The organism is Candidatus Limnocylindrales bacterium, from assembly GCA_035626395.1.
Lineage (GTDB): Bacteria > Desulfobacterota > Binatia > UBA1149 > CAITLU01 > DASPNH01.
Map to the genome: position 1 here is coordinate 41552 of DASPNR010000007.1, position 13778 is coordinate 55329.

General features: G+C 64.9%; 11 protein-coding genes. 6 read left to right on the plus strand and 5 right to left on the minus strand.

The annotated features are described in order from the left end of the window. Positions 1–115: 115 nt before the first annotated feature. Together VEC57_03535 and VEC57_03540 are read right to left on the minus strand one after the other, a co-directional pair. Entirely contained in the window at positions 116–1003 is an 888-nt protein-coding gene (locus VEC57_03535; protein ID HYB98186.1) for a sterol desaturase family protein, read from the minus strand. Between the two features lie 76 nt (positions 1004–1079). After that, complete coding sequence (locus VEC57_03540; GenBank protein ID HYB98187.1) at positions 1080–1736, minus strand: TylF/MycF/NovP-related O-methyltransferase; 657 nt, start codon at positions 1734–1736, stop codon at positions 1080–1082. A gap of 220 nt (positions 1737–1956) precedes the next feature. Between VEC57_03540 and VEC57_03545 the strand changes: the two genes are divergently transcribed. After that, on the plus strand, positions 1957–3690 hold the full coding sequence (locus tag VEC57_03545; GenBank protein HYB98188.1) for an SGNH/GDSL hydrolase family protein: 1734 nt from the start codon (positions 1957–1959) through the stop codon (positions 3688–3690). Positions 3691–3735: 45 nt separating this feature from the next. Here VEC57_03545 and VEC57_03550 read toward each other — a convergent pair whose 3' ends face one another. Beyond that, positions 3736–4524: a WecB/TagA/CpsF family glycosyltransferase gene (locus tag VEC57_03550; GenBank protein ID HYB98189.1), complete on the minus strand. Its 789-nt coding sequence runs from the start codon at positions 4522–4524 to the stop codon at positions 3736–3738. Between the two features lie 2 nt (positions 4525–4526). After that, entirely contained in the window at positions 4527–6101 is a 1575-nt protein-coding gene (locus VEC57_03555) for a sugar transferase (GenBank protein HYB98190.1), read from the minus strand. Between the two features lie 217 nt (positions 6102–6318). Here VEC57_03555 and VEC57_03560 point away from each other — a divergent pair, with 217 nt between their 5' ends. Then, positions 6319–7470, plus strand: a complete 1152-nt coding sequence (locus VEC57_03560) for an O-antigen ligase family protein (GenBank protein HYB98191.1) — start codon at positions 6319–6321, stop codon at positions 7468–7470. A gap of 71 nt (positions 7471–7541) precedes the next feature. Then, entirely contained in the window at positions 7542–9419 is a 1878-nt protein-coding gene (locus tag VEC57_03565) for a WecB/TagA/CpsF family glycosyltransferase (GenBank protein ID HYB98192.1), read from the plus strand. On the opposite strand, the gene VEC57_03570 is transcribed toward VEC57_03565, so the two are convergent. After that, on the minus strand, positions 9405–11075 hold the full coding sequence (locus tag VEC57_03570; GenBank protein ID HYB98193.1) for an oligosaccharide flippase family protein: 1671 nt from the start codon (positions 11073–11075) through the stop codon (positions 9405–9407). The genes VEC57_03565 and VEC57_03570 overlap by 15 nt on opposite strands. Between VEC57_03570 and VEC57_03575 the strand changes: the two genes are divergently transcribed. From VEC57_03575 to VEC57_03585, 3 genes are read left to right on the plus strand one after another with little or no spacing between them, the layout of a single operon-like run. Further along, a complete protein-coding gene (locus VEC57_03575) occupies positions 11074–11889 on the plus strand; it encodes a glycosyltransferase family 2 protein (protein HYB98194.1) in 816 nt (271 codons plus the stop codon). The genes VEC57_03570 and VEC57_03575 overlap by 2 nt on opposite strands. Positions 11890–11891: 2 nt before the next feature. Then, a complete protein-coding gene (locus VEC57_03580) occupies positions 11892–12869 on the plus strand; it encodes a glycosyltransferase family 2 protein (protein ID HYB98195.1) in 978 nt (325 codons plus the stop codon). Then, positions 12758–13771 (plus strand): FkbM family methyltransferase, encoded by a 1014-nt coding sequence (locus tag VEC57_03585; GenBank protein HYB98196.1) that lies wholly within the window; start codon positions 12758–12760, stop codon positions 13769–13771. Before VEC57_03580 ends, VEC57_03585 begins: the two co-directional genes overlap by 112 nt. The last annotated feature ends 7 nt before the right edge of the window (positions 13772–13778 follow it).

A 13778-nucleotide genomic window follows, 5' to 3' on the forward strand; every position in this document is an offset into this window, starting at 1 on the left:
GCGGGATAGGAGGAGGGAGGGGCGGTGTCAAGTTTTGTGGTCAATTGCGCACGGGGCACTGCAGCGGGACGCACGGACACAGCGAGGGAATGGACGAACGTCTTCTACCGTGCCGCTAGGTTCCTCTTCGCAGTCCGACGAGCTGCCGCACGGGATATATCGCCTGTTCCCAGAAGCTGACGACCCACGACGATGGCGAGCGCAGCGAAGCAGGCCGGAAGTCCACGCCGTCGACGCCGGTGGCAGGATACTCGTCGTAGTTCGGATGCAGCGTTCCGAACATCCGATCCCATATGCTCAGAACGACACCGAAGTTACGGTCGCGGTGCTGCAGCTCGATCGAATGATGGATGCGGTGGGATTGCGGCGTGACCAGAACGTACTTGAGCGGCCCGAAATTGGTTCGCACATTTGCGTGAATGAGTCGCGTGTACCAGAGCTGGAGCGTCGCAATAGTGACCGTCAGCGGATGGTCGAGAGGGAACAGGAAGAGAGGAACGAACGTGATGGAGGTCGCCACCAGATACTCCACCCAGTGCTGACGGTTGTCGGTGAAAAGATTCATCTGCCGCTGCGAATGATGGATGACGTGAAAGTGCCACAGGGCTGGGACGTGGTGGCGCACGAAGTGATGAATCCAGGCAAGGAAATCCGAGAGCAGGAATGCCACCAACGCCGTCACCGCCACCGGCCAGGCATCACTTGCCGTGAACGCGAAGCCGCCTGTGACACGATCGTAGATCGTCTTCAGCAGTCCCATGTAAGCAGGCAATACCGCGAGCTTGAAGAGCCCGTCCAGGTTGAACCAGACAAAGTCCTGCGCGAAACCGGCCGAGAAGACCCGCTGCTCCTTAATGGCCGGCCTGACGCGTTCGAGGAGCAGGACCACGGCGACCAACCCGAAGAAAGAGGGCTCGCCGTAGACCCGAAGCGCCGCGCGGTACATCGCGACAACCTCGACGGGGACGGCGGAAGTGACCCAGCCGACGAAGGTTTCGATCACGTGCAGCTCCCTCCGCGCACGCCACCCGTCCGCCGTGGGTCGGGCGGTACGTGCGGCTTTGCGTGTAGCACATCGGCTATCCCGCCTCGAATGTCGCGCGATCTCGAGACACTGCCGTCAGCGACGCCCGGTCTTCCACGATGAACGATTGACCGTGCCAACCGAACTGAATGTAGGCGAGGAAGTTCCAGCGGGGATTTCCGGCGAGGAACTCGAGCAGCGCCATGCGCTCGCCCGAAGCGCCGGCGAGGGAATGGCAGAAGTAGTCGTCGAAGGCGACGATCATGCCCGGCCGGAGTCGGGGCTCCAGGAACCGCAGAACGATCGCGGTGCTCGAATGCAGATCGCAGTCGATGTAGGCCAGCGCGATCCGCTCGGGTGATCCGCCCGGTGCAGCCTGACCTATGGTCTCTTCGTAGAAGCCGGGGACCACTTCATAGGCGTGGCGCGGTACGCCGCGGGCCGCGCACAGCCGATGAAACTCCTCGAGCTCCGTACGCATCCTGCCTGCTTTCCACCCTGGGTGGTCGTCCTTGTTCCCGCCCGGTGCGGGCAGTCCCTGAAACGAATCGTACGCCCAGAGCCTCGCCGGTAAGCCGTGCTTGCGCAGGTGGTGGTAGGCCATCGCGAATGTGCGGCTACCGTGACACCCAAACTCCACGTAGTCGCCATCTATTCCGTTGAACGCCAGGTAGTGCGCTGCATCGTAGAAGAACTGCTCGCGGTGCAGCACTTCCTGAAGCGTCGTTCGAAGGAGGAGACGGCGGCATACGCGAGCGGCGGCCAGTTCCAGGCGGTGGCGTAGGGCACTTTTCACATTGCCAGTCCTCGCGGCGTCCCCGGACCAGGAGAAGCCGAGGTCCGTGCCTGTAACCTACGAGCACGCGAAGCTCCACCGGTTCCCGCTCCGGATGTGTCTTGTCCAAGCCGCCGCCATCCAATAGGAGAGAGGCGTGCTTTGCGGGCGAAGGGTCGGCTGGCTGACCGGCGGCCTACTCATTGCTACGGTCGGTTTCGCACCGCTGGACGCGCGTGGCGCCGACGACGACGCCCTCGTCGAACGCTCGCGGGTCAACGTCGGCGATCCAGCAAGATTGCGTGCAGCCATGCTGAAAGCTCGTCGCGGCGAGCCGGTGACAGTGGCAACCATCGGCGGCTCCATTACAGCTGGCGGCGGTGCCACCTCTCCAGAACGCGTCTATGGCCGCATCGTTGCCGACTGGTGGCAGCAAGCTTTCCCCGAATCGTCGGTCAAATTCGTCAACGCGGGCGTGGGCGCCACCGGAACGCATTATGCCGTTCTCCGCGCGAAGCGGGACCTGCTCTCCCACGATCCAGACCTCGTGATCATCGAATTCGCCATCAACGACGGCGACCACGTCTGGTCTCGGTATCCGATGGAAGGCCTGGTGCGACAGATCCTGCGTCACGACGAAGGTGTGGCGGCGATGATGCTGTTCATGATGCGTAAAGATACCAGCAATGCACAAGCATGGCATGCCGAGGTGGGCGCGCATTACCGTCTTCCGATGGTGAGCTATGCTGATGCCTTTCGACCCGAGCTCGAAAATGGGCACATACAATGGGAAGAGATCGCTTCTGACGTTGCGCATCCGAACGATACGGGCCACGCCTACGCGGCATCCTTCATCATCGCCGTTCTGAGCGAGGTCGCAGCCGGCCTGCCGGCTACAGACATCTTTCCTGAAGTGAACCCCGTACCGCCGCCGCTGTTCACCGACACGTACGAAAGAACGGTACTGTTCGATGCTGCAGCGTTGACGCCAGAAGCTAACGACGGCTGGTGGTACGACGCAGATGCGGATGCATGGGTAACCGACGAGCCCGGCAGCCGCGTCGAGTTCGAGATCGAAGGCAACGTCGTAGCCGTCGTCCAGCATGCGCGAAAGGGTCCCATGGGAATGGCCGTCGCGACCATCGATGGCGACGCTCCAATGGTGCTCGATGGCTGGACTCCAATGACCTGGGGCCGTTTCCTGCGCGTCGAGCTCTTCCCCTGGGTCAGCAATGCTGCCGCGCACCGGGTGCGGTTCGAACTGCTATCGACCACGAATCCAGGCAGCACAGGCCACGAGTTCCGCATTAAATCCCTGGGCGCGGCGGGGCACCCCGTACGCGACTGCGCCGACGCGATCGACGATGATGTCATCACCGCAGGCGATGCCCTCCTGATCCTTGCGTCGGCCGTCGGCAGCGACGTTCGGTGCCCGCCATGGGTGTGCGATGTCAGTGGCGATGCACGAATCACGGCCAGAGATACGTTTGCCGTGCTGTCTGCCGCAGTCGCCTTACCTGTTCGTCTGGGATGTGCGCCTCCGCGCGGTGTCATGATTCGCCTGGAGTCGGCGGAATCCTTGGCGACTGCGGCATTCCGTATCGACTACACCAGCACACACGGGGAGCTGGCCGAGCACGATCATGCGCTGCAATGCGAGGGGCTGCGGCCGCAGGCGGCGTTCACCTTCACTGAGTCAGGCGCAGGCACGCTGGACCTGAGTTTCACGTCAGACGGCCAAAGCATCGACGGGCCCGCTTCGCTGGCATGGTGTGCTTTCGACGCGGCGACGCCGGTCGTGCCGGGCGACGTCACCGTCCAGATTCTCGATGCCGAGACTCGAGATGGAGCCAAGCCATGGGGCGTTCGAATTTCCGCGATGGTGTGGTGATGGATTGATCGGCAGTGCGACTGTTGCCGCGCTGCTCTTGGTCGTTCAACCGTGCAGCCGCCGCTGCTGCATGAGCTGACGCACGAACAGCGCTACGAAGCGCGGATTGTGCTGAACGTAGCGCCGCCACAGCCGGCGCGGCTCGCACAGCAGACGGAACAACCAGCCGAGACCGAGCTGCTGCATCCACATCGGCGCCTCTCGCTTGTGGCCGGAGACGAAATCGAACGCGGCCCCGACGCCGAGCATGACAATATCGAGTCTGGATCGATGCTGGGCCATCCAGCGTTCCTGCCGGGGGCAGCCGAGCCCGACGAAAAGGATACGCGCGCCGGAGCTACGGATGTCCGCGACGACCGCAGCGTCCTCTTCCGCCGTCAGTGGGCGAAACGGCGGGCAATAGCTATACGCGATTTGAAGCCCCGGCGCGCGACGGCGCAACTCTGCAAGCAGATCGCGCATGACATCGTCTTCGCCGCCGTAGAAGCCGACGGGCACACCCCGGCGAGCCGCCTGCTCGCACAGAAAGGGCAGCAGCCACGGTCCGTGTACGCGCGTGGCGTCCCGCAGGCCGAGCAGACGCAGACACCACACGAGCGGAACGCCATCGGCAGTCACCAGGTCGGCGCCGTTGACGACGTCCTGAAAGGCGGGATCATCGTACCCTTCCATCACCATGTGGACGGTACACACGCAGACGTATCGGCCGATGCGCTCGTCGGCCCAGGAAAAGGCGAGCTCGGCCACGTTCTCGCTGGTGACCGCATCCACGCGTGTCCCGACGATCACACGTGTCGCGTACGGCACGGCGGCGGCCTTGGTCGCCGTGGCCATCGTCAGTACGCGCCGTCCGATTTTGCCAACGCGCCGAAGGTGCGCAAAAGGATCTGCAGGTCCAGCCACAGCGACCAGTTGCGAACGTAGTACTCGTCCAGCCGCATCCGCTGAATCAGCGTCAGCTCATTACGCCCGCTGACCTGCCACAAGCCGGTGATGCCGGGCCAAGCAAGAAGAATCGTGCGAAATTTGTCCTCGAGGCCATGCAGTTCGTGCTGGATGTACGGTCTCGGACCTACCAGGCTCATGTCGCCGAGCAGTACGTTACCGAGTTGCGGAAGCTCGTCCAGACTCAGCCGCCGCAGATAGCGGCCGACCCGCGTGACACGTGGATCACGCGTCTTGAGCTTCTTGAAATGCCGCCATTCCTCGCGGGCTACGGCGTCATCCCGGAGGTGGTCGTCCAACCGCTGGTCGGCATCGGTGAACATCGTTCGAAACTTGAAACAGCGGAACAGGCGCCCATGTCGTCCCACCCGCTCCTGCACGTAGAACGCGGGTCCCCTGCTGTCCAACCGGATCAGCAGTGCGATCAACAGTAGGATCGGAGCAGCGGGCACCAGCAATACGGTGGCTCCAAGGATATCCGTTATGCGCTTGATGATCAGGTTGCTCGGCCGCGCCAAGTTCGATCGCATCGAGATCAGGAGATTGGCGCCGATGGTCTCGGTCTCGATGTCGATGACCGCCATTCCGATGGACGCCGGCATCACTCGAAGCGAGTCCACGCGCCCCTCGCACAGCGACACGATCCGGGACAGCAAGTCCCCGCTGGCATCGGGAATCGCGATGACGACGTCCCGGACGCTCAGTGTGTCGAGGAGGCCCGGCAGCGCGTCGTACGGCCCGAGAACCGGCAGCGATCGGTCGGCCGGCGCCACCGCCCGGCGGATGTCGTCGGCAACGAAGGCGACGGGCTCGTAGCCCAGCGTGATGTCATTCTTGAGCCCGTTCGCCACGTCGACGGCCGCGTCGCCGGTGCCCACTACGAGCACCTTGCGACACCAGAGGCCGGCACGCGCCAGCCCCTTTTTCAGGCAGTATCGTGACAGCGTCAGGGCCGGCAGGGAGACGATCCAGAGACTGCCGATGAGGGTTCTGGCCACCTCGCGCTCCACGTTCTCGGTGAAGCCAAGGACCACGACCATGACGGTGCCCCATGTGCTGGCACGGACGACGGCACGCACCTCATCCCAGAAGTTGCTGTGACGCGAGTACAGGCGCGCCGCCGCCAGTGCGACCAGCCACGGCGCAAAGAAGTACAAGCCTCGGAAGTAGAAACTCAGCTCGTACAGATGCGGTAGCGACGGAAAGAGCAGCGGCAGCGCAACCGTTCGGACCGACCACACCAGGAGCAGACACGCGCACAGCGTCAGCCAGTCGGCAGCCACCAGGCTCAGTCCCACCAGGATCTGCCGCGATTCCTCGAGCAGTCCGCGACGGGAGGACAGCTTGGCGATCTCGATCGAAAGATCGCGGGATTGCGTCTCGGTGGATGCCGTGGCCATCTTCCCGTCCGTCCGTTCAGGCAGCCACGCAGCTACGGCAGACGGGACCTGCCGCAGCGTCGGCAATGACGACGAGGAAATGGAAGACGTGACGGAGCACCACTCCGCGTACTCTAGCGAGGGATCGGCGGATGACCAACCACCGACGCCTGCGTCGGCGCTTCCTCGACCGCATCGATGGATCGCCGCCGGCGCCGCGTTGCACCTGGCGTGCCTTCACCTGGACGCCGCCTCGCCGGGCGATCCGTCGCCTGCAACGATCGGCGTCCGCAACCTCCTGCTCGTGGTGGTCCTGCCGACGCTGCTCGCCGCCGCGACCGTGCGGGCGGGGAGGCCACGGGCGGCGCTACGCGCGCCCGTTACGGCCTTCGGAGTATTGGGTGCACTTGCTGCCCTCGGCGCCGTGCGAAGCCCCTACCCCGTCGCGGCCTTGGAGCAGGTCGGCTACCTGTGGAGCTACGGCTGCCTGTTCACGATGTATCGATCGCTCGGATCGATGCGGCGCCCAGCCCCATGCCTGGGCGCCATCTGGCTGGCAGTGGTCGGCGTGGCGATCGCGTCATTCCACACGTTCGTTGCTGGAAACCCCTATGGAGCCGTCACCAGACGCCTGACCAGTTACGTGGCACCACAAGCGTTCGGCCTCGCGCTTCCCATCGCGTTTTCGCTCACGCTGATCGGCGCAGAGCGCGGCTGGCTCGCAGCCTACAGTGCGAGCCTTGCCGCGGGCTCGACGGCGGTTGCAGCCGTCGCGAATGGCAGCCGTCAGGCCTTCGTGGCCATCATCGGCATATGGATCGTTGCGGCAGCTCCTCGAAACGGCAGGTGGCTGCCTCCGGCGCCATTCCTCACTCTGGCAGTCGCCGCCTTGTCCCTCGTACTGCTTTGGACCGTTGCACCTTCAGGAGTGCGCACGTTCATGCGTGAGCACCATCCGATCGACCTGCTGTTGTTCGGCAAGAGCTTCGCGGAGACCGGTGATGCCGGGACGTTCCGTGACCGGCTGCAGATTTACCGCGCTCTACTGGAACGGACGTCGAACGCGGAATGGGCCGAGCTGGCGATCGGCCACGGCACCTCCAGCTCCGCTGTCGTGATTGCGGATGGCGATGTCCGCTATCGCGACTACGACGCCGCGCGGCTCGACCCGAACCGCACCGCTCATAACGAGTTCATTCGCGCAATGTACGAGTGGGGCCTGGTCGGAGCGTTGGCTCTTGCCGTGGTCGTGGCTGCACCGCTGCTTGATCTGAGACGGCAATGGCGCCGCACGCGCGCGCCGGCGGATCTATGCCTCCTGGCTGTCGCCACCATCGCCCTGCTGTTCTATTCGCTGCTCGGCAATACGTTGTCGGCCGCTTCGGGTCCGCTCGGTGCCGCGCTCGCGCTGCTCTATGCGGAGATCGATCTGCGCTGCGGGGAGCGAAGCGCGTGAGGGTACTGCTGGTTCACAACTTCTACCGCCAGCCGGGCGGTGAGGATTATGCCTTCCACGCCGAGGCCACCGTGCTCTCGCGCAACGGCCACGAGGTGAGAACGTTCGAGCGCGCCAGCGCCGACGCCACCGAGTCCCTGTCGGGCGTGCTACGGACCGCGATGGCTACCGCGTGGGCCTCGGAGACGGCAGCGGCGCTCGAGTGCGAGATGCGCGGGTTTCGACCGGACGTGGTGCACTTCCACAACACCTTTCCGTTGATCTCACCGTCGGCCTATTACACCTGCAGACGCGCCGGCGTCCCGGTTGTCCAGACGCTGCACAACTACCGACTGCTATGCGCCAAGGCGGAATTGTTCCGTGACGGCGCGGTCTGCGAGGATTGCCTCCACGGGTCTTCCTTCTCGGCATTGCGCCATCGCTGTTACCGCGGTTCGCTGCCGGGAACCGCCGCCGTGGCCGGAATGCTGTCGCTGCATCACGCCATTGGGACGTGGCGCCAGACGGTCGACCGGTATGTCGCGCTGACCGAGTTCGCCCGCGCCAAGTTCATCGAAGGCGGATTGCAGGCCGACCGCATCGTGGTCAAGCCCAACTTCCTGACCAATGCGCCGCCCGTTCGCGCCGGAGACGGCGACTACGCGCTGTTCGTCGGGCGACTGACGGAAGAGAAGGGCATCACCACGCTCATGGATGCATGGGAGAGGATCTCCATCCCGTTGCGTATCGTCGGTAGTGGGCCCTGGGAAGCACGACTACGCGCCTGGGCCGCCAGCCGGCCGCACGTGTCCGTCGAGGGCTGGGTGCCGCCCTCAGAAGTCGCTCGCCACCTGGCGGCCGCGCGCTTCCTTGTGATGCCTTCGCTCTGGTACGAAGGCTTCCCCATTGTTCTGCTGGAGGCGATGGCCGCCGGCGTACCGGTACTGGCGTCGCGTCACGGATCGCTGGCGGAGTTGGCCGTCCAGACGCGAGGTTGCGTGACGGTGGCACCGGGCGATGCGCCGGCGCTTGCGGCCGCATCGCTGCGCTTGTGGGAAGACGCACCGCTCAACCGTTCGCTGTCCCTGCGGGGCCGCCAGGCCTTCGAGGCGTCGTACGACTCCGACGCCGGCTACCGGCGACTTCTCGAGGTGTACGAAGGCGTCGTGGAGACCAGCCCGTCCAGGCATCCGCACCCGTCCAGCGTGTGGGTGGAGAATACGCCCGTGGCTGACCTGAATCTGCGCGAGACCGTGGACCTGATTGGAAGGTGGCTCGACGATGACGTTGCCCGCCGCGTGGCCACCGCCAACCTCGATTTTCTCCGGCTGGCCGCGCGCGACCGCGAACTCGCACGTGCACTGCGCACTGCCGACCTCGTGACTGCGGACGGCACGCCCCTGCTGTGGCTCGCGCGCATGCAGGGCGATCGACTGCGCAGCCGCGTTGCAGGTGCCGATCTGATCCTGCCGCTCGCGGAGGAAGCTTGCCGCCGGGGAAGATCCATCTATCTGCTCGGCGGCAAGCCCGGTGCGGCGACGCGAGTGGCTGCGCTGCTGAGCGCGCGCTTTCGCGGCCTTCGCATCGCTGGCGCCGCAGCCCCCACCGTCGATCTCGACGACCCGGAAAGCTGCGCCGCCATCGTGCGCGCTATCGCCGACGTCAGGCCCGACCTCCTCCTGGTCGCTCTCGGCTGCCCGAAACAGGATCTGTTTCTGATGCGCCATCTCAACGACCTGCATTGCAAGGTCGGCATCGGTGTGGGCGCAAGCCTCGACTTCCTGGCCGGCAGCGTGCGCCGCGCGCCAGCCGCGCTCCAGCGTCTTGGTCTGGAGTGGGCGTTCCGCATGTTGCAGGAGCCGCGCAGGCTCGGCTCCCGCTATGCTCGCGACCTCGCGTTCCTCGTCCTCGCAGCACTGCGAACTCGTCGGTCGGCACGCCTCCGCCGCGGCGCATCAAGCCCGCCGTGACGCCAGCCGTGCTCGTAGCGCACGCAAGACTACGCGTTCGTCCTCATCGAGACCCAGTGCGAGGCACACACCGACGAACGTGATACCGACGGTGAGGGCGGTGATCGCCATCGCCACCAGCGTTGCTGCGGGCGGCATCGCCAATACGCAGGCATGGCCCGCGATCAGCGATGCCACGCCGCCAAGCACGGGTCGCAACGTACGGCGATCCACGGGCCAGACGTGCAGCAACCGGTTGACGGCGATCGCAGCAAGAGTGCTGACGGTCGCGATCGTCAACGTGTTCGCGATCGCCGCCCCGACGAGACCGAGACGTTGCACCAATATGGTACCGACCACGGCATTCAGGGTGAGACCGCACGTCGTGAAGGCCAGCCACCAGGTCTGCTTGCCGCTCGTGATGAGGAGCAGCACGAGGTTTCCCGAGACCACCAGAAGGAGCTGCGAAGTCGCCAGGAAGCGCAACACCCACGCCCCTTGCGCATAAGCATCGCCGAAGGTCGTGCCGAGCAGCGCTCCCGGCATCACGAGGAAGAATACGTAGACCGGAAGACTCAGATAGAGGCCCCACCGAGTACTCCGCCACATGAGCTGCTGCAGCGCCGCATGGTCGCCAGTGGCGACGAAGCGCGCCGCCATCGGAGCGAAGATCGACGTGAACGAGCCGACGACGATGGTGAAAGCGATCGAGACCTGACTAGCCGCCTGATACAGGCCCATCTCATGCGGTGGCCGAAAGTAGCCGACGATCAAGCGATCGAGCATCGTCCCTACGATTCCGAAAGTGACAGCCAGCGACGACGGCGCAGCGAATCGAACGAGCTCGCCGATGTTCCAACGCGGACGCGAGCCGGTTCTCATCTGCGGAAACAGGACGAGGAGGAAGGGAACCGTCAGCACGCAAGCACCGGTGAACGAGAAAAATACTGCGTACACGGCAGCATCCAGTGCATTGGTGCCCGCGCCTACTGCGACCAGGAACGCCACCAGCGACAACAGCGGCTGTGTGACGTCCTCCGCGATGGCGCCAAACTGCATCCGTTGAGAGATACGCGTCGAGTCGACGAGTATGCGCAGCATCGCAAAGACCGGAACGATCTTCGCGAACGAGCGCAGCTGCTCTCCGCTGAGCGATCCATGCAGCACGCGGGTGCTGATGGTGTCGGCGAACGCGGCCAGTAGCGTCGCCAGAGCGAGCGAAGATACGAGCGTCAGCGCGATCGCCTCGAAGACGACGGCGCGAAAGCGCGAATCATCGATCCTCCAGTATTTGGATCCGAAGACGACGATGCCGCGGTGGAGACCGAGAGGTGCGATCGTGCCCAGGACGCGAACGGTCACGAGCCCGAGCGCCAGTCGGCCGAAGTCATGCATTCCCAGATATCTCGCGAATACGATCTGGGCAGCCACCTGGATCAGACGGCCGAGGACCTTACCGAGGAACGACGTCCCCGCTCCGCCGGCCAGACGTAGCGTCTGGCTGTCCGCGCGGGCCGACGGATTCGCCGGAGGAGGTGTCGGTGCATGCTCTTCCTCGATCGACATCATCCTGCCTTGCAATCCGCCAGTGAAAAGAGGATTCGTCGGCGCTCGCCACGAGTCGGCGGTTCCTTTTAAAGCACACACGGCGTCGTTGCGAGAGTGCTTCGAGAACATGAAGTCAGGCCGGCTCTTCTCTATCGTCACCGTCACCAGGAACGACCTCGCCGGCTTGCATGCGACCGCAGCCAGTATCCGCGAGCAGACGTCCCGAGACTACGAGTGGATTGTCATCGACGGTGCGTCCAGCGATGAAACGCCGCGATGGCTGGCAGACAACGCCGGGAACGGAGACGTTGTCGTCTCAGAGCCCGATCGCGGGACGTACGATGCGATGAACAAGGGTCTGGACCGCGCAACCGGCCGATACGTGGTCTTCCTCAACAGCGGCGACACGCTGGCATCGCCCGATACGCTGGGCGCCGTCGGTGCTGCGGTCTGCGCGGCTGAAGTCGAGCCGGACCTTGTCTACGGCGATTCGATCGACGTCCCGGCCGGCGGCAATGAGCTCTATCGCAGGTCCCGGCGGCATGTCTTCCTGCCGTACGGGATGTTCACGTCGCACCAGGCGATGTACTTCCGGCGCGCCCGCCGACCCGAGCTGCGCTACGATCTGCAGTACCCGCGGTCGGCGGACTTCGCCTTCGTTTGCAGCTTTCTCCGCGCCGACGCGGCCGGGCAGGCACGTTGCCTGTACCTGCCGCGGCCCCTGTGCCGCTTCTCGCTGGGCGGCCAGCATTTCACGAATCGCGAGCAGGCCATGCTCGAGGACTTCCGCATCCGTCGTCGGGTGCTCGGACAGCCGCTGGCGATGGCGGCGGCCCTTTACGCGCTTCACCGGCTTCACCACGCCACCAAACTGGCGGCCCCTTGGCTCACCAGGCGGCTTCGCTACGACACCGCCGCCGGTGGACCGTCGCGCGTGCGCTGATCGTGGCCTCCGTCGCGGTCATCGTACCGGCCCGCAATGCCGAGCGATGGGTCCGGCGCCTGATGGCGTCGATCCGTCTCCAGACGTTCAGCGACCTCGAAGTCGTCGTCGTCGACGACGCCTCGACCGACGATACCGCCGGCAGCTTCGAGCGATACGCGGGTGCAATACCGTTGCGGATCCTGCGGAATGCGGTGCGAACAGGCGTGGCCGCGGCGCGCAATCTGGCGATCCGCTCGGCGGACTGCCGGTGGATCGCGATCGTGGATGCCGACGACTGGATTCATCCTGAACGGATCCAGCATCTGACCGGCATCGCGCAGGCGACGGGGGCACAATGGGTGGCCGATCAGCAGCTCTGGGTCTGCGGCGATCCGCCGCGGCCGGTGCGTCGCCTTCTGGACGGTCGCGGAATGCCGCTGGAGCAATCGGAATTCGCGCAACGACTGCTGTTGCATTGCGGCGTCCAGGGCCGGGACTGCGGCAACCTGGCAACGCTACAGCCGCTGGTCGAGCGCGCGGCGATCGACCGGCACGCCCTTTGGTACGACGAGTCCCTCCGGTGGTGCGAGGACCTGGAATGGTCGCTGCGTTGCACCATGGCTGGCCTGCGGTTGGGATGGTGTTCGGATGCAGACTACTACTACTGTCAGACGGGAGCGCCCTTCCTGCATTACGGTGACAGGTCCGATCTCATGACGAGCGCACACGAGGCGATCCAGGCCAGCATGTCCGGCGAGCCGTCGCTTCAGCCCGCGCTCAAGCGCCGAACGCGCGACGTCCGACGATCGACGGCATTCCTGAAGGCGGTCCCGCGAGGCGCTCCGGAACTGCTGCGCCTGCCTCCCGCGACGCTCGCGTCGAATCTGTGGTGGCGCGTTCGCAACAAGGCGCGTCTGTTGGCACTGCGTCCTTCCGCAGTGGACCGAAGCCGTTTCGACCGCGCGTGGCGCGACGTTCGGATGGAGATGGAGTCGTGACCAGCAAAACCGCTCACGCCGCGCTCGTGCAAATACCGCCGCGGGCGCTCCCGCCACTTCGGCGATCGTGCATCCAAGCTCTGCAGACCCTGCCTCTGCCGGTCTGGCGCATTTACAACCGCAGCATCCGGACCCTCGGCCGGCACCGCACGGCCGTCACCTGGTTCTCCGCCCGCATGGACGTGGACATCAGCGATTTCATCGGGATGTTCATCTACCACTTCGGTGTGTGGGAACCGCACGTTTCCGCCGCGATCGCCGCCAGGCTCGGACCCGGCGACGTCTTCTGCGACGTAGGTGCCAACATCGGCTACCACAGCCTGCTCGCATCGCGGGCCGTCGGCGATACGGGACAGGTGGTGGCCATCGAAGCTTCACCGTCCATCGCGCAGCAACTGGAGCACAACCTGCGGCTCAACGCGGCAGGCAATGTGCGCGTCGTGCAAGCAGCGGCGTCGGATCGCCGGGGCAGGGTAACCCTCTTTCGAGGCGAGCAGGGCAACAGCGGGAAAACGACGACCGTTGCAGGGCACGGGCAAGAGCAAGAGGCCGACGTCCGATGCGCGCCGCTTCACGAGCTCCTGACGGCAGAAGAACTCGCGCGTCTGCGCCTGATCAAGATCGATGTCGAGGGAGCCGAAGGTGCGATCATAAACGATTTCCTCGACAATCGTGCCTGCTACGCCGACGACGTCGATCTCATCGTCGAGATTTCCGGCGGCCAGGAACACGTCGCTCGAGTGGTCGGACGATTCCGTAGCATCGGCTACGAGCCGTACCTGCTTCGCAACGACTACGACGTCGCCAGCTACCTGCGCTTCCAGCGCGTTGAGCCGCCCCTCCCGTGGACCATCCCTCATGGCGGGCAACAGGACATCCTGCTCACCCGCCGCGGTCGTTAGCTCCGCC

Bases quoted from the DNA above. Each gene is read 5' to 3' on its own strand.
- VEC57_03550 (HYB98189.1), bottom strand. From the start codon at position 4,524: ATGGCCACGGCGACCAAGGCCGCCGCCGTGCCGTACGCGACACGTGTG.
- VEC57_03575 (HYB98194.1), top strand. From the start codon at position 11,074: ATGAAGTCAGGCCGGCTCTTCTCTATCGTCACCGTCACCAGGAACGAC.
- VEC57_03570 (HYB98193.1), bottom strand. From the start codon at position 11,075: ATGTTCTCGAAGCACTCTCGCAACGACGCCGTGTGTGCTTTAAAAGGA.